The following is a 23,634-nucleotide window of genomic DNA, read 5'->3' on the forward strand; positions in this document are numbered from 1 at the left end:
TTTGACAACAAGAGCGTCTTTGCAAGGAATTGCGATCATCGGAATGGCCGGAAAGTTTCCGGGTGCTGCCAATCTGGCGGAGTTTTGGAACAACTTGTGCGCGGGAACGGAATCGATCCGTTCCCTCACCGGGGAGGAGCTCAAAGCGGCGGGTGTTGACCCGTCGCTTTTGAGCGATCCTTTTTACGTCAAACGGGGAGCTGTGCTCGATGGTGCCGATCATTTTGATGCGGCGTTTTTTGATATGCTCGCCAAAGAGGCGGAAGTGACCGATCCGCAGCAGCGGATTTTTTTGGAATGCGCGCACGAGGCGCTGGAAGCGGCAGGTTACGATTCGCAGCAGTTTGACGGCGCAGTGGGCGTGTTTGGCGGCGCAGGGCGCAATACATATGTCAATCATCTCTACAACCATCCCGAGCTGGTACAGGCGGTTGGCAACTACGGGGCGCTGATCGGCAACGACGCCGATTTTCTGGCGACGCGGGTGGCGTACAAGCTGAACTTGCGGGGACCTGCGCTCACCGTGCAGACAGCATGCTCGACATCTCTGGTCGCGGTGCATCTGGCATGCCAGAGCCTGTTGACCTATGAGTGCGACATGGCGCTGGCGGGCGGTGTGGCGATCAAAGATCCGCAGATGGAAGGGTATCTGTATCAGGACGGAGGCATTTTGTCGCCGGACGGGCATTGCCGGGCGTTTGACGCCAAGGCGCAAGGCACGGTGATCGGCAACGGAGCCGGCGTGGTGCTGTTGAAGCGGCTGGAGGAGGCGCTGGCGGACGGAGATCACATCCATGCGGTGATTCGCAGTTCGGCGGTGAACAATGACGGCTCGCAAAAAGTCGGCTTTACTGCCCCAAGCGTCGAACGGCAGGCGGCGGTGATCTCCGAAGCGCTGGTGATGGCCGAGGTGGAGCCGGAGACGATCTCCTATGTCGAAGCGCACGGCACGGGAACGGCGCTGGGCGACCCGATTGAGATCGCGGCGCTGACCCAGGCGTTTCGGGAATCGGGGGCGGAGCGAACCGGCTATTGCGCGGTCGGATCGGTGAAAACCAACATCGGCCACCTCGACGCGGCGGCCGGGGTGACAGGGCTGATCAAAGCGGTCTTGTCGCTGAAGCACGGGATGATTCCGCCGACCTTGCATGTGCAGGAGCTTAATCCGCAGATTGAGTTTGCAGACTCGCCGTTTTATGTGAGCGGGGAACTGCAAGAATGGAAGTCGGACGAGGTGCGCCGCGCCGGCGTCAGTTCGTTTGGCATCGGCGGAACGAATGCGCATGTGATATTGGAAGAGGCGCCCCCGGTGGAAAAAGGGAATGGGGCAAAGGAGCATCATCTGCTGGTGGTATCCGCGAAGACGGAAACTGCGCTTGAAGACGTGACGGCCCGGCTGGCCGCACATCTGGAGCTGCATCCGGAAGCGGAGCTGGCCGATGTGGCGTATACCCTGCAAGCGGGGCGCACCCTGCATCCGCACCGTTTGGCGCTGGTGTGCCGCGATGCGGACGAAGCGGTGCGTGAGCTGCGTGCGCCGGATCTGTTGCAGCAGGCGCGGGTGGTCAGCGCAAGTGCGGAGCCTTTTGTCGTGTTCCTTTTTTCCGGGCAAGGGTCGCAGGTGGTGAACATGGGGCTGGAGCTTTATGCATGCTTCCCGGCGTTTCGCGAGGAGATCGACCGCTTGTCAGGGATCGCCTTGCCGTATATTGGCTGCGAAGTGCGAGAGCTATTGGCGAGCGAAAACCTGCATCAGACGCAGTTTACACAGCCTGCCCTGTTCATCATCGAGTACGCGCTGGCCTCGCTGTTGCAGTCGTGGGGCGTGGAACCGCAGGCGATGATCGGGCACAGCGTCGGCGAGTATGTCGCCGCCACGCGGGCCGGGGTGCTGTCGGTGGAAGATGCGCTGCAGCTCGTCGCCGCGCGCGGACGATTGATGCAGGAGATGCCCACTGGGGCGATGACCGCCGTGGCGCTGGGGGAGCAGGAAGCGTGGGAGTTCCTCAACAATTCCCGGTCACTTTCTCTGGCGGCGGTAAACGGTTCGCAGTCGACGGTGATCGCAGGGACGTATGAAGAAATCGCAGAGCTGGAAACACGTCTTGCCGCGCAGGACATCACCTGTCGCCGCTTGGAAACGTCGCACGCTTTCCATTCGGCGATGATGGAGCCGATGCTGGAGGAGTTTGCCCAGGCGGTGGCGCAAGTGGAACTGCATGCGCCGCAGCAAACGTATCTGTCCAATCTCACCGGGACGTGGATCACGCCGGAGCAGGCGACCGATCCTGCCTATTACGTGCGGCATCTGCGCGAGACGGTGCGCTTTGCCGACAATCTGGCAGCGGTGAAACAGGAGCCGAACTGCGTGATCGTCGAAGTTGGTCCGAAACAGACCGCTCTCACCGCTCTGCTGGAAACGGTGGGGAAGCTGGTGCTGCATGGCGTCAAGATCGACTGGCAGGCGCTGCATGCCGGGGAAAGACGCTTGCGTCTGCCTTTGCCGACCTACCCGTTTGAGCGCAAGAAGTTTTACGTCGCGACCGGCGTGAAAAAACCGTTCCGCCAAGCGGGCAAGCTCGCCGACCCCGTCGACTGGTTCTACCTGCCCGCCTGGAAGCAGTCCGCCCCGGTGCTGGAGACGGAAACAGGGCAGAAGTGGCTCGTGTTCCTCGACGCGCAAGGATTTGGCGAAAAGCTGGTTCGCCAGCTGCGAGACATGGGGGAGGAAGTGCATACCGTCGCGCCGGGCGAAGCATTTGCCGAGCTGCTAAAAAACACCGCCCCTTCGCGCATCGTGCACTTGCAGAGCTTGACGGAGGAGGAGCCAGATGCGAGTTTCTACTCCCTGCTCTCACTCGCCCAGACGTTTGGTGAGCATCTGGAAGGCCACTCCTGCCGCATTTTCGCCGTAACGAACTGCCTGCAGGATGTGACGGACGACGCAGTGCTGTTCCCGGAGCGCGCCACACTGCTCGGGGCGGTCAAAGTCATCCCGCAAGAGTACCCCAATCTCAAATGCCGCGCCGTGGACGTGATGCTCGGAGCTCAGGAAGACCGACTGGTCGGGCAACTGATCGCCGAATTCACCGCCACGGAGGCTGAAGAAACGTTTGTCGCCTACCGAGGCAAACACCGCTATGTGCAGACCTTCGAACAGGTGCGGTTAAAAAAGCAGACGCACCTGCGTCAAAACGGGGTCTATCTGCTCACCGGAGCGGGCCATGAAGTAGGAAAAAAGTTTGCCGAGCATCTCGCCCAAACGGTGCAGGCCCGACTCGTCCTCATCGCTCAGCCGGGCACACCTCGCCCGCACATCGCGACCGAGCACCTCTTTTTCCACGCTGATGTCGCCGACCGGGCCGAGATGAAGCGCATCGTGGCGCAGGCCCAAGCCCAATTTGGCGAGATCCACGGGGTCATCCACGCTGAAGAAGTGATCGGCTCCGGCCTGATCCAGCTCAAGACGCGGGAGGGGGCAGCGCGTGTTTTGCGTCCGAAAGTGCAAGGGACCCTCGTGCTGCACGAACTGCTTGCTGGCTGCCCGCTCGACTTTTTCGCCCTCTTCTCGCGGACGATCTCCTTTACCGGCGGGTTTGGCCAAGTTGACAATTCGGCGGCGAGCGCGTTTCTGGATGCGTTTGCGCGGAGCCGTCCGGGGACGGTGGTCGTGAACTGGAGCGGCTGGCAGTTTGATGCGTGGCAGGGTGCGCAGACGATGATTTTGCCGGAGCTGCAGCAGCATTTGCAGGAGTTGCAAGAGCGGTTTGGGCTGTCGGCCGATGAAGGCTGGGAGGCGTTGATGAGGGTGCTGGGAAGCGGGCTGACACAGGTGGTCGTGTCAACGCAAGACTTCCAAGCGGCGCTCGACGAACTGGCATTTTTCCACACCTCCGCCTACCTGTCTTCTCTGCAAAAAGCGGTCTCCGCTGCGCCGCGCACCGGGGAACGCCCGTATGTCGCGCCGCGCAACGAAGTGGAAGCGACGGTGGCCGCCTTGTGGCAAGAGCTGTTCCAGGTCGAGCCGATCTCTGTACTGGACAATTTCTTTGAACTCGGCGGCAATTCGCTGCTCGGCGTGCAACTGGTGATGCGCCTGCGCAGCGCCTTTGGGCTGGACGTGCCGATGAGCCTGCTGTACGATGCGCCGACGGTGGAGGGGCTCGCGCACAGCATCGTCGTCCAGCAGATTGAGCAAACCGGGCTCGATGAGCTGGAAGCGCTGTTGGAGGAGATCGAGACGTTGTCGGCCGAGGAAGCGCGGGCCATTTTGACCAGCAAGTGAGCGGGGGATGGGGGAGCAAGAAATGAAAAATTTGCAAGCGCGGCTGGCCGCTTTGTCACCGGAGCAGCGCGCTTTGTTTGAGCAGCAATTGATGCGCAAAACCATGTCCGCGCAAAGCGAGCGGGCGGCACAGCAGATTCCGCGCCGCGAACACAACCGCCCAAGCCCGCTGTCGTTCGATCAGGAGCGGCTGTGGCAGCTGCACCAAGAAGCGCCCGATCTGCCCACCTACAACGTGTACGGCGCGATCCGCCTCAAAGGCAGCTTGCAACTGAAAGCGATGGAGTGGGCCGTCAATGAGATCATCCGGCGGCACGAAGCGTGGCGGACGGTGTTTCGCGTCGTGGACGGCGAGGTCAGGCAAGTGGTGCTGCCCGAGCTGCTGTTACAAGTGGCTGAAGCGGATCTGACCTATACGCCGCAGGGGGAGCTGGAACAGGCGGTGCAGCAAGCGATCGGGGAAGAAGTGAAGCGCCCGTTCGATTTGGAAAAAGGGCCCCTGCTGCGCGTGAAACTGGTGCGGCTGTCGGAGCAGGAAAGCTGTCTGGTGCTGACGGTGCACCATTTGGTGACCGACCGGGTGACGTTTTCCATCGTGTTTGAGGAGCTGACCGAGCACTACCGGGCGTTTTTGCAGGGGGAAGGTTCGAAACTGCCTCCGCCGGCCCTTCAATATGCGGACTATGCCGAGTGGCAGCGGAGTTATTTGCAGGGTGACGTGCGCGGCAAGCTGGTCGATTATTGGCAAAAAAAGCTGGCCGGCAGTGCGTATGTGTTGCAGCTGCCGACCGATTTTCCCCGCCCGCAGGTGCAGTCGCATCGCGGGGCGCGCGTGTTTTTTACGATTCCCGAAAAGCTGGCCGATCAATTGAAAGCGGTGGGGCAGCGGGAAGGGGCAACTGGGTTTATGGTGCTCTTGGCGGCGTTTCAGGTGCTGCTGCACCGGCTCAGCGGGCAGGAGGACATCCTGGTCGGCACGCCGGTCGCCAATCGCGGGCGGAAAGAGACGGAGCGCGTGATCGGGTACTTTTTGACCAGTTCCGTCTTGCGCACACAGTTGCACGGGCAACTGAGTTTTCTCGACGTGCTGAAATGCGTGCGCGAGACGGCCGTCGAAGCGTTTGCCCATCAGGAACTGCCGTTTCGCCTGTTGCAGGAAGCGCTGGCTCTGCCTGAGGACACCAGCCGCAATCCTGTCTTCCAGGCGATGTTCGTCTACGTCGATGTTGACGACCGCCCGTTGCAACTGCCGGGCTTGGAGATCCGCTATGACCTGCTGGATGCCGGAACGGCGAAATATGATCTCACAGTGGGCCTGGTCGAGCGCGAGTGCGGGCTGGAGTGCTTTTTCGAGTACAGCCCGGATCTGTTTCTCGACGCGACGGTGGGAGAGTTCGCCGCGAACTGGCTTCGGATGCTGCCAAAAATCATCGAGAATCCCGCAGGCAAAATTTGCACACTCTATGCGTGACACCACGACGCAGGGAGCGATCTTTGATGGAAGAAAACAAGCAGCATAGCGAAGCCAATCAGGCACCGCCCGATGATGAGCTGAAGCAAAACGTGGAAGGCGAATATTCGCTGGAAGAGTTAGACCGCCGCGTGCCGTCATTGCCGCATGAGAAAAGCGATGACGCCTGGGCGTAAAAAAAGCACCCGATGAAGGGTGCTTTTTTATGTGGCAAGGGGAATGTCGACTCCTTATTGTCCTGTCAGCAGCTTTTCAAACACGATTTTATGATAGCCGGTTGCATCAGGTTCGGTCTTGCCGACGATGGTGTAGCCGGCTTTTTGGTAGAAGTGGTGGTTGCGATACGCTTCGAAGCCGGTGTCGAGCTTCCAGTGCGTGATGTGCGGGAACTCTTCGTGCATAAAGGTCATCGCCTGGCTGCCGATCCCTTTGCTTTGCAGGGAAGGGTCGACATAGATAATGCCTAGTTCCAGACAGGACGGCGACTCTTGGATCAGGCAAAAACCGCCGATGATCTGCCCATCCTCCAGAATCTTATAATAATGCGCATGCGACATAAACATCCGGTGCTCTTCGGCCGAATCATGCCCCGGCGGGCCAAATCCATATTTGGCAACATCTTCGGCAAACGCCCTCTTGGCGACCTCCGCCAGCCTGTCCGCATCTTGCGGGCGGGCTTTTTCAAAAGTGATCATGCCAGACTTCCTCTCATTCTCTCAATCGCTAGTATTTCCCAAAAGTATACCACAAAAAAATAGCACACGACCTGCGCCACAGGTCATGTGCTCATCACAAGAAGGAAGTTTATGAAGATGTCAAGGGATAGGCTGGCGGGAAACGCAACGCGTGAGAGGGAACTCAACTCGTTATGCTCGAGCCCCGCCAACCGTAACCGCTTGCTATAGATACGCAGCGGGTGACCGTTTTCTGACGCATTTTTTAGACGATTTGTAAATGAAAAATCTTCCTGAGCCGACCATCGCTTCCGTGTGAGTATTTCCGTTTACATTCTGATTTAATATATTCAAGTTTTACATAGGGAACATCAGTCCTTATGTCGTACTTGTAAGTAAGGTGATAAATTATTTTCATTTAGAATTATTTCTCTTATGGAGGTGCGATATAGGTGTTAGAGATGGAGAATCAGCTTTGGTATGACGATACGGTTGCAGATATTGAGATGCCGATGTCTTTTGCCCAGCAAAGGCTGTGGCTCATCGATCAGATGGAACCGGGAACGGCTCTTTATAATATGCCTTTGGTGATGCGTCTGATCGGAAAACTGAACGTACAGGCCCTGGAAGCGAGCTATCAGGAGATCATCTTCCGCCACGAGTCGCTGCGAACGGTGTTTGCCGAATACGACGGCGAACTGTTTCAGGTGATCAAGGAAGCGAGACCGCTGCCTTTGCGACAAATGGACATTCGAGGCGCAGAGGATGTAGAAGCGGAGATGCAAGCCCTTGCTGCTCAAGAACGCTCCCGTCCGTTTGATTTGAAAAAAGGACCGCTTTCACGCCTGCTGCTCCTGAAGACGGGTGAGGAAGAGCATGTGCTGGTCTTGACGCTGCACCACATCATCTCAGACGGCTGGTCGCAAAACGTGCTGATTCAGGAGCTTGGTGCCTTGTATCAGGCGTTTGCAAGCGGTCGCCCTTCTCCGTTGCCGGAACTGCCCATTCAATACGCTGACTTCGCGTATTGGCAACTCGATACGCTGCAAGGCGAGGTGCTGGAGGAAAAAATGGCCTACTGGCGGCAGAAGCTGGGGGGAGACCGCAGCGTGCTGCTGTTGCCGACCGACTTTCCGCGCCCTGCGGTGCAGACGCATCGCGGACGTCAGTTCCATTTTAAACTGCCCGAGGGGGTCCATGATCGATTGATGGCGGTCGGCAGGCGTGCAGGTGCGACTTCTTATATGGTGTACCTGGCTGCCTTTAATGTTCTGCTTAGCCGCTACAGCGGGCAGACCGATCTGTTGGTCGGCACACCGACTTTTGGACGGAACAACGCGCAGTTGGACCCGCTGATTGGCTTTTTCGTCAACACCCTGGTCATGCGCACCGACTTGTCGGGAAACTTGACCTTTTCTGAACTGCTGCAACAGGTCAAGGAAACCGCGCTGGATGCATTCGCCCATGAGGATGTCCCGTTTGAGATGCTGGTCGCCGATCTGCAGCCAGAGCGGAACATGAGCCATTCGCCCTTGTTCCAAGTGATGTTCGCGGTGCAAAATACCCCATCGAACCGCTTGGAACTGGAAGGCATCACGTTCCAGACGGTCCCTGTGGAGTTGGAAGAGGCCAAGTTCGACCTCACGCTGCTAATGCAGGAATGGGAAGAGCACATGCATGCGACATTCGAATATAATGCCGATCTGTTTGCCGAAGCGACCATGCTGCGGATGAGCGAACATTTCCAGCAACTGCTCGTCGCCATTGCCGAGCAGCCGGAGCGGCAGATTGCAGCGTTGCCAATTTTGACATCGGAGGAGCAGCATCAACTGCTCGTGAAGTGGAACCTCACAGACACAGAACTACCTGCGCTTCCTGTGCATGCCTTGTTTGAGCAGCAGGCGGTGAGAACGCCTGATAAGACGGCGCTCCTGTTGGAGGGGGGAAGGATTTCCTACCGCGAACTGAACGAGCGTGCCAACCGCTTGGCGCGCTATCTCCAGCACATCGGGATCGGACCGGGCCAACTCGTGGGTCTGGCGATGGAGCGCTCGGTGGAGCTCTATGTTGCCATCCTGGCGATTGTCAAGGCCGGCGGCGCATATGTGCCTTTTGACACCTCCTATCCGGCGGAGCGGCTGTCACACATGTTGGCAGACACCGGCGTGACGGCGGTGGTGAGCATCGGGCGGTTGGCCGATAGTCTGCCTGCTCATGATGCGCGGATGGTGTGCCTGGATGACGCAGCGATCCTCCGTGAGATCGAAGGGCAGAGTGGATGCGACCTTTCCTTGCACGCCGCCCCGGACAGTGTGGCGTATGTGATGTATACATCCGGCACGACGGGCAAGCCGAAGGGCATTTTGATCCCGCATCGCGGCATTGTGCGTTTGGCGTATGGGCCGACGGCGGCGATGCCGGTCACGGAAGACGATGTGCTGTTCCAATACGCCCCGATCTCGTTTGACGCGTCGACGCTGGAAATTTGGGGCGCGCTGCTGAACGGGGCGACGCTGTTTGTCTATCCGCCGTATCAAGCGTCTGTCGAAGAGATTGGGCAAGCGGTACAAGAGCATGGGGTGACAGAGCTGTTCGTGACGGCGGGGCTGTTTCACCAGATCGTGGATACCGCTCTTGACGGTCTGCGCGGCTTGCGGCTGCTCGCATCGGGCGGTGATGCGATCTCTGCGCCGCATGCGATCAAAGTTGTGGAGCAGCTGGGCATTCCATTTTTCAACCTGTACGGGCCGACCGAAGTCACCACCGCCGCCACCGCCTATGAAGTGTCGGCGGCTGACGATGCGGGCCTGAGCTTGCCGATCGGGCGTCCGATCAGCAACACCATCGTCTATGTGCTGGACAGTCTCATGCAGCCGATGCCGATCGGCGTCACAGGGGAACTGTACGTCGGCGGGGAAGGGGTGGCGCTTGGCTACCTCAATCTGCCGGAACTGACAGCAGAAAAATTTGTGCCGAGCCCGTTCCGCCCAGGCGAGCGCTTGTATCGCACAGGCGACTTGGCGCGTTGGCTCCCGAGCGGCACGCTGGAGTTCATGGGCCGCATCGACCAGCAGGTCAAAATCCGCGGGTACCGCATCGAAGTCGCCGAAGTGGAAGCGGTGCTTGACCAGCATCCGGCTGTCAGGCGGTCGGTCGTGATGGTGCGCGAGGACGCGCCGGGGGTGAAACGCCTCGTCGCCTATGTGATTCTCGACCCGGATGCAGGCGCGTCGACAGCGGATGTCCGTGCTTTCCTGCAGGAGCAACTGCCGGGCTACATGGTGCCGGGCGCAATTGCGGCCATGGAAGAGTTTCCGCTCAACGCCAATCAAAAGGTTGACTACCGTGCATTGCCGGCGCCGGAGAGCGGACTTGATCCGGAGGCGGAGTATGTTGCGCCCCGAAGTGATACAGAAGGGAAAGTGGCGCTGCTCTTCGCTGAACTGCTCGGTCTCGAACAAGTTGGCGCAAACGGCCATTTCTTCGATCTTGGCGGCCATTCCCTGCTCGCCGCGCGTCTCGTATCCCGCATCCGCGACGCGTTTGCGGCAGAACTGCCGCTGCGGTCGGTGTTTGAACACCCGACCGTCGCCGGGCTCGCCAAGCTCGTGACAGGAGAAGAACCGGGCATCACCGCTGTGCAGATGCCTCCACTCGTGCAAGCTGAGCGCGGTGGCGCAATCCCGCTGTCGTATGCCCAACAGCGCCTGTGGTTCCTCGACCAATTGACGCCGGGCAGCAGCGCGTACAACATTCCGGCCGCCTTGAAACTGCACGGTGTGCTGAATGCGGATGCGGTGCGCCAAAGCTTCCAGGAGATCGTGCGCCGCCACGAGTCGCTGCGCACCACCTTCCAAGAGGATGGGGAGCAAGTTATTCAAGTGATCGCGCCGGATGCAGCGTTCGATGTGCAGCAGATCGATCTGTCCACACACCCGGAGCGGGAAGCAGAGCTGAGGCGTTTGGCAGATGCGGACGCCGCCGCTCCTTTCAACCTGCAGCAGGGACCGCTCTTGCGTGCCACGCTGGTGCGGCTTGGCGACGAAGAGCACGCGCTGCTCGTCAACATGCATCACATCATCTCCGACGGCTGGTCGATGGGCGTGCTGATCCGCGAGTTCGCTGCGTTGTACGGTGCGTTCTCGGAGCGATTGCCTTCGCCGCTCGGCGATCTGCCCGTGCAGTTTGCCGACTATGCGATCTGGCAGCGCGGCTGGATGCAAGGCGATGTCTTGCGCGAACAGTTGGACTACTGGAAGACGAAGCTCAGCGGCGAGCTCCCCGTTCTGGAATTGCCGACCGACCGCTCCGCAGAACCGAACCAAGCACAGAGCGCGAAAGAGGTCGTCCTGCTCTCGGAAAACCTGACCCGACAGCTGAAAAAACTCAGCCTGGAGGAAGGCGCATCCCCGTTCATGACCCTGCTCGCCGCGTTCAAACTGCTGCTCGCCCGCCTGAGCGGACAGGACGATATCATCGTGGGCACTCCGATCGCCGGGCGTGGTCTGGTCGAGACCGAAGGGCTGATCGGCATGCTCTTAAACACGCTCGCTCTGCGCACCGACCTGTCCGGCGCTCCGACGTTCCGCGATTTGCTGGGCCGTGTGCGCGAGACGGCTTTGGAGGCGTTTGCCCGCCAAGAGGTGCCGTTTGAAAAGATCGTGGAAGAGATTCAGCCCGACCGCAACTTAGACCGCAATCCGGTGTTCGACGTCATGATCAACTTCATCAACACCCCGGACAGCGAATTGACGCTGCCGGGCCTGACCATCTCCGGAATGGACGGCGACAGAGATCCGGCGTCCAAGTTCCTGATGACCTTGTACATCTCCGAAGTAAACGACCAGTTCCACTTGAACCTCGTCTATCTCGCGGAGCAGTTCTCTCCAGCGCGGATGGGGACGTTCATGGAGCAGTTCCAAACGCTGCTGGAGCAGGTGGCCGACAATGCGGATTGCGAGATCACCGCGTACCCGTTGCTCACTCCGGCTGTCCGCGCCATATTGCCCGACCCGAGCCTTCCGATTGATGAGTCGTCGTATCCGCTTGTCGGCGAATTGTTTGCAAAATGGGCTGCGTGTGCGCCAGAGCAGCCTGCGGTGGTGCAAGGGGAGCAGGTGTGGACGTATCAGGAACTGCACGACTGGGCCGGCGAGCTGGCTCGCCTCTTGGCGGCAAGCGGTGTGCAGCGCGGCGATGCGGTCGCGATCATCGGCACGCGCAGCTTCGGTGTTGTCGCCGCCATGCTTGGTGTGCTGAACAGCGGCGGTGTTCTGGTGCCGGTTGATGCACAGCTGCCTTATGATCGCCAGCAGGTGATGGTCGAGCAGTCACAAGCGAAGTATCTGCTTGCGGTCGGCGATGCAGTTCATGCTGCTGACTGGGCGGCTTTTGACATCATGTACATCGACGGCTCGACGGGTCGAACTTTCGAAAAATCGGTACCTGCTGACACCGTGCTGCCACAGCTGTCTCCAAACGACCCGGCCTACATTTTCTTCACATCGGGCACAACCGGCATGCCAAAAGGCGTGCTCGGTACGCATCAGGGCTTGAGCCACTTCCTGAACTGGCAGCGCGAACAGTTTGCCGTCGGTCCGCAAGACCGCATCGCCCATCTGACCAATCTGTCCTTCGACGTGGTGCTCCGCGACATCTTCCTGCCGCTGACCAGCGGGGCGACGCTCTGCTTGCCGGACGCGACCGATGATTGGAGCGCCGATGCGATCTTGCCGTGGCTGGAACGGGAAGGAATCTCGATCCTGCACACCGTGCCGTCTCTGGCCTCGACCTGGCTGAGCGACCTTCCGCAAGGCGTCTCGCTGCGTGCTCTGCGCCTGCTGTTCCCGGCCGGTGAGCCGCTGACCGACGTCTTTGTGCAAAAATGGCGTGCAGAGTTCCCGGCGTCCGGGCAGATCGTCAACCTGTACGGACCGACCGAAACAACTCTGGCCAAATGCTTCTACGTCGTCCCGCAAGAACTGCAGGCAGGCATTCAGCCGGTCGGACAGGCCTTGCCGCAGACGCAGGCGCTCGTCCTGAGCGCAGCCGGGCAGCTTGCAGGCATCGGCGAAGGCGGCGAGATCGTTTTGCGCACGCCGTTCCGAACGCTTGGCTATCTCAACGCGCCGGAAGAGCACAAGAGCTTCAAGCAGAACCCGTTCCGTCCGCACGATAGGGACGATCTGCTCTACTTTACCGGCGACAAAGGGCGCTACCGCCAGGACGGCAGCTTGGAAATTCTCGGGCGTGCAGACGATCAGGTCAAAGTGCGCGGCGTGCGGGTGCACTTGCAGGAAGTGGCCGCTACGCTCCTGCGCCATGACGCGGTCGACGCCTGCACCGTCCTCGACTGGAAAAACCAAGCGGGGCAGGTCGAACTCGCGGCCTACATCGTGCAAAAACCGGGCGGACAGGCGACCGAAATGGACCTGCGCACCTATTTGCAGAGCCGTCTGCTTGCGGCGATGGTGCCGGGCACGTTTGTGTTTCTTGACGAACTGCCCCGCCTTGCGAACGGCAAAGTCAACCGTAAAGCGCTGCCGGAGCCGAAGCGTACCAGCGGATCTGAAGTCGGTTTTGCTGCGCCGCGCAACCCGATTGAGGAAAAAGTGGCCGGGTTCTTCGCGGAAGTACTCAAGGTGGAACGAGTTGGCATCCACGACAACTTTTTCTCCCTCGGCGGTCACTCCCTCATCGCGGCGCAACTGGTCTCGCGGATTCGTCGCGGGCTGCAAGTGGAACTGCCGTTGCGCATGCTGTTCGAACGGCCGACGGTCGCGGCGCTGGCCGAAGGGATTGTGCAGCAACAAGGTTCTGTCAGACCCGCGCCGCCTTTGGTTGCTACAACCGGCAGACGCAGTGCGATGTCCCCGGCCTCTTATGCCCAACAGCGTCTGTGGTTCCTCGACCAACTGACGCCGGGCAGCAATGCGTACAACATGCCGATCGCGCTGATGCTGCACGGGGAGCTGAACGTGGACGCGGCGACACGCAGTTTCAACGAGCTCGCCCGCCGTCACGAATCGCTGCGCACCACGTTACGCGTGGTCGACGAGCAGGTCATGCAGGTGGTCGCACCACACGAGGAAATGAACGTGCAATTCTATGATCTCTCGGAAAGGGAAGACCGCTCGGAGCAACTTCGTGTTTTGGCGGAGGAAGACGCGCTGCGCCCGTTCGATTTGGCGCAAGGGCCGTTGCTGCGCACTACCTTGGTCCGCATGGCCGCGCAGGAGCATGCGCTGCTGATCAACATGCACCATATCATTTCTGATGCTTGGTCCAGCAGTGTGTTGACACGAGAGTTTCTTGCCCTCTATGCCGCATTTTCGCAAGGCATGCCGTCACCGCTCCCGGAACTCCCGCTGCAGTTTGCCGACTTCTCGAACTGGCAGCGCGAGTGGCTGCAAGGGGATACGCTCGCCGAGCAGCTTTCCTATTGGAAAACCAAGCTCGGCGGCGATCTCCCTGTGTTAGAACTTCCCATGGATCGCGAGGCGGAAGCGAAACAGAGCGCCCGCAGCGGACACTGCACGGTGCTGTTGTCCGAAACGCTGACAGCAGAAGTCAAAGCGTTGAGTTTGCAGGAGCAGGCGACACCGTACATGACGCTGCTCACCGCTTTTAAAACGCTGCTTGCCCGGCTCAGCGGGCAGGAGGATATCATCGTGGGGACTCCTGTCGCCAACCGGGGAATGGTGGAGACCGAAGGGATGATCGGCTTGTTCTTGAACTCGGTGGCGATGCGCACCGATCTGTCCGGCGCGCCAACGTTCCGTGAACTGCTGGGCCGCGTGCGCGAGACAACGCTGGAGGCGTATGCCTGCCAGGAGGTGCCGTTTGAAAAAATCGTGCAGGAGATCCAGCCTGACCGCAACCTGCACCGCAACCCGGTGTTTGACATCATGATCAACTTTGTCAACACGCCAAGCACCCGCGATCTGTCCATTCCCGGACTGACCATTGCTGCCGTCCAGCAGGAGGAAGATCCTGCTTCCAAATTCCTGATGACCTTGTATATCACGGAGCAGGACGAGCGATTGCTCTTGCGCCTGGTGTATCAGGCGGAACGTTTTTCAGAGGAGCGCATGGATGTTTTCATGCAGCAGTTCGAATTCTTGTTGCAACAGGCGCTGGCCGATGCGGACTGCGCGATTGGCGCGTACAGTCTGCGCACAGACGAGACGCGTCAGCATCTTCCGGACCTGTCAATATCGCTTGAGACCCTGCAGTACCCGTTTGTCAGGGAGCTGTTCGAAACATGGGCATCCGATACGCCGGATCAAACGGCAGTCGCGCAGGGCGAACAGCAGTGGTCGTACGCGGATCTGCGCGAGCGGGCACATGAACTGGCACGCGAATTGGCAGCAAACGGCGTCCGGCGCGGAGAGGCTGTCGCGGTGGCTGGTTCTCGCAGTTACGGGTTGGTCGTGTCCATGCTGGCCGTGCTGTTTAGCGGCGGTGTGCTGGTGCCGGTCGACCGTCATCTGCCGCTTGCTCGTCAACAGTTGATGGTTGAGCAGTCTAACGCTCAGCATCTGCTCCTCATCAGCGGAGAAGAGATGCCGAATGACTGGCATTCGGTATTCCGAAACTTTGACATCGTGAAGGTCGACCCGCAGACGGGCAGCTCTTCCGACAGATCAGGATCGGTCGGCACGACGCTTCCCGAGTTGTCGCCAGATGACCCGGCCTATATTTTCTTCACATCGGGCACAACGGGTCTGCCCAAAGGTGTTCTGGGCACACACAAAGGGCTCAACCACTTCCTCGATTGGCAGCGCAAAACGTTTGACATCGGGCCAAGCGACCGTGTGGCGCAGTTGATCCACCTGTCGTTCGATGCGGTGCTGCGCGATGTGTTCTTACCGCTGACCAGCGGCGCAACGCTTTGCCTGCCCGACGAGCTGGACGATCTTGGCGGCGATGTGATCCTGCCGTGGCTGGAACAGACCGGCGTTACAGTGCTGCACACCGTCCCGTCGGTCGCTCAAGCGTGGGCGGCCGATCACCCGGACGGCATCACCCTGCGTTCCTTGCGCCATCTGTTCCTCGCAGGCGAACCGCTGACCGACGTGCTGGTCCGCCGCCTGCGCAACGCGTTCCCGGAGCTGGGGGAGATCATCAATCTGTACGGCCCAACCGAAACCACGATGGTCAAATGCTTCTACGTCGTGCCGGAACAGCCGGTCGCAGGCATCCAACCGGCAGGCGTTGCGTTCCCGCAAACGCAGGCGCTCGTGTGGAACGCGAACGGACAGCTCGCCGGCATCGGCGAAAGCGGTGAGATCGTGTTGCGCACGCCGTTCCGCACGCTCGGCTACATCAACGCGCCGGAAGAAAACAAGCAGTTCCAACCCAACCCGTTCCGACCGCACGACACGTCCGATCTGTTGTATTTCACCGGCGACAAAGGTCGCTACCGCCCGGACGGCAGCTTGGAAATCCTCGGCCGCATGGACGATCAGGTCAAAGTGCGAGGCGTGCGGGTGCAGTTGCAGGAAGTGGCTGCCACACTCCTGCGCCATGACGCTGTCGACGCCTGTGCGGTCATCGACTGGAAAGACGAGAGCGGCCAGACCGAGCTCGCCGCCTACAGCGTGTTAAAAACGGGACAAGACGCGACAGCTGTCGATCTGCGCGCCCATCTGGGGCGCTATCTGCCAGCGGCGGTCGTGCCGGGTATCTACCTGTTCCTCGATGAACTGCCGCGACTTGCCAACGGCAAAATCAACCGCAAGGCGCTGCCGAAGCCGGAGCGAGGGCGCGGAAACGAAGACAGCTTTCTCGCCCCGCGCAACGAAGTGGAAGAAAAACTGGCCGGGATCTTCTGCGAAGTGCTCAAACTGGATGGGGTCGGCGTACACGACAATTTCTTCACGCTTGGCGGTCACTCGCTGAAAGCCACACAGGTCGTCTCCCGCATCCGCCAGCGCTTCGCAGCGGAACTGCCCTTGAGCAGCCTGTTTGAACGTCCGACGGTGGCCGCACTGGCGGCGGAGATGGAGCGGTATCAGCAGGGGCAAGCGCCAGGTGCGCAGACAGGGAAGCCGATTGCTCCGGCACCGCGAGACGCTGCGACCCGATTGCCGTTATCATTTGCCCAGCAGCGACTCTGGTTCCTCGACCAGCTTGACCCGGGCAGCATCGCCTATAACATCCCGTACGCGGTGCGGATCTCCGGTGCGCTGGACACGGCAGCGCTGGAGCGGACGATCGATGAGATCGTCGCCCGCCATGAAGTGCTGCGCACCAATTTCCATACCGCAGCCGGTCAGCCGGTGCAGGTGATCGCCGCCGAGCGCGCCCAAGCATTGCTGCACCTTGACTTGCAACACATGCCGGCTGCGGAGCGCGACGCCCAAATCGACGAATTGGCCGCCCGCGAAGTGAACACGCCGTTCGATTTGGCGACGGACGCCCTGCTTCGCGCCGTGCTGATCAAGCTGGGGCAAGCGGAGCATGTGCTGCTGCTCACCTTCCACCACATCATCGCCGACGGCTGGTCGTTTGGCGTGTTCGGGCGGGAGTTGACTGCGATTTACACCGCTTTCCAAAAAGGGCTGCCATCGCCGTTTGCAGAGCTGCCGATTCAATACGCCGACTTCGCAGTCTGGCAACGGGAGCACTTGCAAGGCGCTTCCAAAGAAGCTTTGCTTGCTTACTGGAAGCAGCAGTTCACAGGGGACATCCCCGTGCTTGACCTGCCTGCAGACCGTCCGCGCCCGGCGGTGCAGCGTTTTGACGGAGACATGGTGAGTTTCCAACTGCCGGGTTCGCTCCGCGATGCGCTGCTCGACCTGTCGCAACGGGAAGGCGCGACGTTGTATATGACCCTGCTCGCGGCGTTCAATACGTTGCTGTCCCGCTACAGCGGGCAAGAGGACATCGTGCTTGGCGCGCCGGTCGCTGCACGCAACCGGGCGGAGATCGAGCCTTTGATCGGCTTTTTCGTCAACACGCTCGCCCTGCGCACCGACTTGTCGGGCAACCCGAGTTTCCGCAGCTTGCTGCAGCGGGTGCGTGCGACCGCACTTGGCGCGTTCGCACATCAAGACCTGCCGCTGGAAATGCTGATCGACGAACTTGGCATGAAACGCGACTTGAGCCGCAGTCCGTTGTTCCAAGTCGCCTTCCTGCTGCAAAATACGCCGGAAGCTGAATCGTTGCAGTCCGATTTGACACTGACACCGCTCGAATCGAACCGCATAGCTTCCAAATTTGAACTGACGCTGATGGTGACAGAAAGCGGGCAGGGTCTGACCGGCAAGTTCGAATATCGCACCGACCTGTTTGACCGAACGACGATCGAGCGCATGGCTGCACACTTCAGCCAACTGCTCGCCGTCATCACAGAGAACCCGGACACCGCCATTGCAGCCTTGCCGCTGATGACGCCGCAAGAGGAGCAAATGATCCTGCAGGAATGGAACAGCACCATGGGCAACTACCCGGAATATACGTTCTTGCATAGCTTGTTCGAAGAGCAGGCGGAGCGCACGCCGGACGACTTGGCCGTGCGGTTCAACGAGCAGACGCTGACCTACCGAGAATTGAACGAAAAAGCCAACCAGTTGGCGCATAGACTGCAAAAACAGGGCCTGCAAGAAGAGCAGTTGGTCGCCATTCTGATGGATCGTTCCCCAGAACTGATCATTGCGATCCTCGGGGTGCAAAAGGCGGGCGGGGCATATGTGCCGCTCGATCCATCCGTTCCGGCGGAACGCTTACGCTACATGCTGAGCGATTCGGGAGCCTCCCTGCTTTTGACCCAAGAGCGCCATCTGACCGCCTTGCCTGAGCACCGCGCAGAGGTGATCGCTGTCGATGCAGAATGGTCAAAAATTGCAGGGGAGAGCCGCGAGAATCTGTATCTCGACCTTGCTCCCTTGCAACTCGCCTATGTCATCTACACCTCCGGCTCGACAGGCCGTCCGAAAGGCGTGCTGCTCCACCACTACGGAGCTTGCCATGCGGTCAGCCATCATGCCGAGCTGCGCCAGATCGGCACGGGACGCCGCATGCTGCAATTTGCTTCGCCGTCTTTTGACGCGTCGGTCATGGAGATTTTCACCGCGCTGACCTCAGGCGCGACGCTGGTGCTGGCAACTCAAGAGCAGTTGATGCCGGGGGCGGGGCTTAGCGAACTGATCCGCGAGCGGGGGATCACCGACGTGACGCTTACGCCGTCCGTCTTGGCCTTGCTGCCGGAGCACGATCTTCCGTCCTTGCAAACGGTTGTCTCCGCCGGAGAAGTGTGTCCGGCCGAACTGGCAGCCCGCTGGATCAAGCCCGGACGCACCTTCATCAACGCGTACGGCCCGACAGAGGCGACGATCGAAGCGACAGTCTCCGTCAACCCGGACGCTTCCCGCACGCCCGATATCGGACGTCCGATTGCCAATTGTGATGTCTACATTCTCGACCGCCATCTGCAGCCCGTTCCGGTCGGCGTGCCGGGCGAGCTGCACATCGGCGGGCCGGGGGTGGCGCGCGGGTACCACAACCGCCCGGACTTGACGGAAACAGCCTTCATCCCGCATCCGTATCACATCGATCCGGAAGAGCGCCTGTACAAATCGGGCGACCTGGCGCGCTGGCTTCCGGACGGCCGGATCGAATACCTCGGCCGCCTCGATCATCAGGTGAAGATTCGCGGTTTCCGCGTGGAAACCGGCGAGATCGAAGCCGCCCTGACCCGCCACCCGCAGGTGGAAAAAGCGGTCGTGGTGCCGCACACCGACAAACGGGGCCAAAAGCGGCTCGCCGCTTACTATGTCGGGACAGGGGGTACGGAAGTAACCCCGCAGGAGTTGCGCACCACTCTCCAACAGTCGCTGCCCGACTACATGGTGCCGTCTTGCTTCCTGCAACTCGATATCCTGCCGCTCAACGCCAGCGGCAAAGTCGACCGCAGCGCATTGCCTGAGCCGGACGCAAACAGCCTCGGAGGGCGTGAATACCTGCCGCCGCAGACCGCAACCGAACAGACGCTGGCCCTGCTGTGGCAGGAACTGCTCGGCCGGGAGCAGATCTCCTGCGATGACAATTTCTTTGAAATCGGCGGGCACTCGCTGCTGGCCACCCAAGTGGCTTCCCGTGTTCGCGAGACGTTCCGCGTCGAACTGCCGCTGCGGGCGCTGTTTGAAGCGCCGACCCTTGAAACGCTCGCCGTGCGCATAGATCATATGCAGCCTGGCGTTGCGGCGGGGCCGGAGCTGTCCGCGTTCACCGGGGCAAGCACAGAAGTTGCACCGCTCTCGTTTGCTCAGCAGCGCCTCTGGTTTATCGATCAGTTGGAGCCGGGTTCGTCCGCTTACAACATCGCCAACCTGCTGCGCCTCGACGGTCCGCTCGACCTCGAAGCGCTCCAACAGAGCCTTGCTGAACTGGTCAACCGCCACGAGTCGCTGCGCACCGTCTTCACGTCCCGCGACGGCGAACCGGAGCAGAGAGTGCTCGAAGAACTGCAACTCCCGCTGCTGATCACCGACCTGCAAAGCAGAGCGGATGAAGCAGCGCACGCCTTGCAAGCGGCACATGCCGAAGCGCAGCGCCCGTTCGATCTGGAACACGGGCCGCTGGTGCGCCTGCATGTGTACAAACTGGGGGAAAAGGAGCACCTGCTGCTCCTGCTCATGCACCACATCATCTCGGACGGCTGGTCGATGAGCGTCTTCATCCGCGAATTGGCCGCGCTGTATGACGCAATCCGGCAAGGCCGACCGTCGCCGCTCGCGAAGTTGCCGATCCAATACGCCGGATACTCGCGCTGGCAGCGCCAACTGTTCGCAGGCGAAGCGATGCAGCAGCAGCTCGGCTACTGGAAAAACCAGCTCGGCGGCGAACTGCCGGTCTTGGAACTCCCGACCGACCGTCCGCGCCCGGTCGCGGCGACAGCAAACGCAGCCAAATGCGCGTTTGCGCTCCCGTCGCCGCTCACCGATGCCCTCCGCGAATTGAGCCGTCAGCAAGGGGCGACGCTGTATATGACACTGCTGGCTGCGTTCCAAACGCTGCTCTCCCGCTATTCCGGGCAGCAGGACATCGTGGTCGGCTCGCCGATTGCCGGACGCAACCGCAAAGAGATCGAGGGGCTGATCGGCTTTTTCATCAACACGCTTGTGCTGCGCACCGATCTGTCGGGCAACCCCGGCTTTGCCGAGCTGTTGCAGCGCGTGAAACATACGACGCTGGACGCGTACGCCAACCAAGACGTGCCGTTTGAAATGCTGGTCGCCGAACTGCAGCCGGACCGCGAACTAGGCCGCACGCCGCTGTTCCAAGCTTTGTTCGTCCTGCAAAACACGCCAAGCGCGGGGATGGAACTGCCCGGTCTCACGTTGACCGGAGTGCCGCTGGAAAACAGCACCGCCAAATTCGACCTGTCGCTGATGATGGCCGAAACGGAAGCGGGGCTGCAAGGCTCGTTCGAATACAACACCGATCTGTGGGACACGGCCACCATCGAGCGCATGGCCGGGCATTTCACCACGCTGCTCGAAGGCCTGACCAACGACCCGGCCCAGCCGGTTGGCATCCTGCCGATGCTGACCGCAGCGGAAGCCGACCAACTACTCATCGAATGGAACGAAACCGAGACCGACTACCCGCGCGATTTGACCGTGCATGAGCTGGTCGAGCAGTTCGCCGCAATGACGCCGGACGCCGCCGCCCTGAGTTTTGAAAAAGTGACCTTGTCCTACCGCGAACTTAACGAGCAGGCCAACCGCCTCGCCCGCCGTTTGCAAAAGCTCGGCGTGGAGCGGGGCGGACTGGTCGGGATCTCCATGGAGCGCTCGACCGAGCTGATCGTCGCGATGCTCGCCATTCTCAAGGCGGGCGCAGCGTTTGTGCCGTTTGACGTGACCTATCCGCAAGACCGTCTGCTCTACATGTTCGAAGACACGCAAGTTGGCGTCCTGCTAACCCAGGAGCGGCTGTCCGGGCAACTGCCGCAGCATGGAGCCGTTTCCATCTATGTAGACACCGATGTGACGCTCGCCGAGGAGTCGGGCGACAATCTGGCAGCAGCGGTCAGCAAAGACGACGCGGCGTACGTCATGTACACCTCCGGCTCCACCGGCCGGCCAAAAGGCGTTGTCGTGCCGCATCGCGGGATCGTGCGGCTGGTGCGCGAAGTCGGGTACACGGAGTTTACGGCGGACGACATCTTCCTGCAGTTCTCGCCGATCGCGTTCGACGTGTCGGTGTTCGAGATATGGGGCGCGCTGCTCAACGGCGGCAAGCTGGCGATCTTCCCGCCGCATCAGGCCACGCTGGCCGATCTAGGCGCTGTGATCGAACAGCATGGCGTGACCGTGCTGTGGATTACGACCGGGCTGTTCCACAGCATGGTCGAACACCATCCGGAAGGGCTGCGCAACTTGCGCCAAGTGCTCACCGGCGGCGACGTGCTGTCTGTGCCGCATGCGCAAAAAGCATTCACTCACTTTGACGGTCGCCTGTTCAACGCGTACGGCCCGACCGAAAACACCACGTTCACCACCTGTTACGAAGTGACCGACCCGAGCCGGATCGGAACTTCTGTCCCGATTGGCGCTCCGGTCGCCAACACGACCGTCTATGTGCTGGATCGTAACGGCCAGCCCGTGCCGATCGGTGTGCCGGGCGAGCTGTACACCGGCGGCGACGGACTGGCGCTCGGCTACTTGAAACGGCCAGAGTTGACCAGCGAGAAATTTGTTGCGAATCCGTTTGGCGATGGCAAGCTGTACCGCACCGGCGATGCGGTGCGCTGGATGCCGAACGGGGAGCTGGAATTTATCGGGCGGATCGACAATCAGGTGAAAATCCGCGGGTTCCGCGTGGAGATCGGCGAGATCGAAGCGGCGCTGGCCCAGCATCCGTCTGTACGCGACACGGTGGTCGTCGTCCGGGTGGAAGCGGGGGACAAACGCCTCGCCGCCTACGTGACCGCCGAAGGGGATGCGGAGCTCAGCGCAGCTGAGCTGGCAGGCTACCTCAAGCAGACGTTGCCCGACCACATGATTCCAGCCGCCTTTGTGCTGCTGGATGAACTTCCGCTCAACCCGAACGGCAAAGTCGACCGCAAAGCGTTGGCCGCCCGGGCGATCACTTTCGAGCGCCTGGAAGCATACGCCGCGCCGCAAGACCGCTTCGAGCTGGAACTGGTGCAGATCTGGAGCGGCATGCTTGGCCATGGCGAATTTGGCGTCACCGACAGCTTCTTCAGCGTCGGCGGTCACTCGCTGCTGGCCGTCCGGTTGGTCGCGCAGATCGAAAAGAAATTTGGACACAAACTGCCCTTGTCGGTCTTCTTCCGCGAAGGGACGATCCGCAGCCTCGCCGCACGCCTGCGCCAAGGCGGGCAGGAACTGCCTGCCACGCCGCTGGTCACGATCCAGCCGGGTCTGCCGGACGCGGCCGTGCAGCCTTTGTTCCTGATTCATCCGGTCGGGGGCAGCGCGTTCGCCTACTTCGATCTCGCCCGCGCACTGGGCGCAGAGCAGCCGGTATATGGCCTGCAGGCGCGAGGTCTCGATGATCTCGGCGCACCGCTGGCGACGATGGAGGAGATGGCAGCCGAGTACATCGCGGCGATCCGCACCGTGCAGCAGACCGGGCCCTACCGCCTTGGCGGCTGGTCGATCGGCGGCGCCATCGCGTATGAGACGGCACGCCAACTGCGGGCGCTGGGCGAAGCGGTCGAACTGCTCGCCTTGATCGACACGCGGGCACCGCTCGCCGCCTACCAGCGCGAGATGGACAGCAGGGATCTGCTCCTTGCCTTTGCCCGCGACCTCGCAGGACAGCATGGACTCGACCTCGAACGGTTGCCGCAGATCGATCTGTCGCCGTCAGAAGAATCCTTGTCCGCGCTGCTCGATCTGGCTCACCAGCATCAGGTGCTGTCGTCCGACCTTGAACTTCAGGACTTGAAGCGTTTGCTCAGCGTCTTCAGCAGCAACTACCTGGCGTTCAACCGCTATGTACCTGAGCGCAGCGCAGAGCATCTGCTGCTGATTCAGGCGGACAACGCCGAATCGGGCGAGTACGGCTGGAGCGAGCTGGCCGATGAAGTGGAAATCCACCGCATTGGGGGCAACCATTTCACCATGCTCCAAGCGCCTCATGTGCAAGAGCTGGGCCGCATTTTGCAACGCAAGCTCCTGACAATCAAAACGACATAAAGCAAAGAAAAGCACTCCATCAGGGGT

Annotated in this window: 5 protein-coding genes; 4 read left to right on the forward strand and 1 reads right to left on the reverse strand. The window is 60.7% G+C overall.

Annotated features, from left to right (window positions below; translation table 11 throughout):
- Position 1 precedes the first annotated feature (1 nt).
- Genes CBW65_RS18025 through CBW65_RS24345 form a run of 3 tightly spaced genes read left to right on the forward strand, consistent with a single transcriptional unit; the run spans position 2 to position 5,932 of the window.
- Positions 2–4,285: a type I polyketide synthase gene (locus CBW65_RS18025; protein WP_232463358.1), complete on the forward strand. Its 4,284-nt coding sequence runs from the start codon at positions 2–4 to the stop codon at positions 4,283–4,285.
- Between the two features lie 22 nt (positions 4,286–4,307).
- Positions 4,308–5,756: a condensation domain-containing protein gene (locus CBW65_RS18030; RefSeq protein ID WP_157722038.1), complete on the forward strand. Its 1,449-nt coding sequence runs from the start codon at positions 4,308–4,310 to the stop codon at positions 5,754–5,756.
- A gap of 26 nt (positions 5,757–5,782) precedes the next feature.
- Complete coding sequence (locus CBW65_RS24345) at positions 5,783–5,932, forward strand: hypothetical protein (protein WP_157722039.1); 150 nt, start codon at positions 5,783–5,785, stop codon at positions 5,930–5,932.
- A gap of 54 nt (positions 5,933–5,986) precedes the next feature.
- On the opposite strand, the gene CBW65_RS18035 is transcribed toward CBW65_RS24345, so the two are convergent.
- Positions 5,987–6,451 carry a GNAT family N-acetyltransferase gene (locus CBW65_RS18035; RefSeq protein WP_087458016.1) on the reverse strand — a complete coding sequence of 155 codons (465 nt, stop codon included), beginning with the start codon at positions 6,449–6,451 and terminating at the stop codon, positions 5,987–5,989.
- Positions 6,452–6,891: 440 nt separating this feature from the next.
- Here CBW65_RS18035 and CBW65_RS18040 point away from each other — a divergent pair, with 440 nt between their 5' ends.
- Positions 6,892–23,607, forward strand: coding sequence for a non-ribosomal peptide synthetase (locus tag CBW65_RS18040; protein ID WP_232463551.1), 16,716 nt, complete (start codon positions 6,892–6,894; stop codon positions 23,605–23,607).
- Positions 23,608–23,634 lie beyond the last annotated feature (27 nt).

It is taken from the genome of Tumebacillus avium (assembly GCF_002162355.1).
GTDB classification, from domain to species: Bacteria; Bacillota; Bacilli; order Tumebacillales; family Tumebacillaceae; genus Tumebacillus_A; species Tumebacillus_A avium.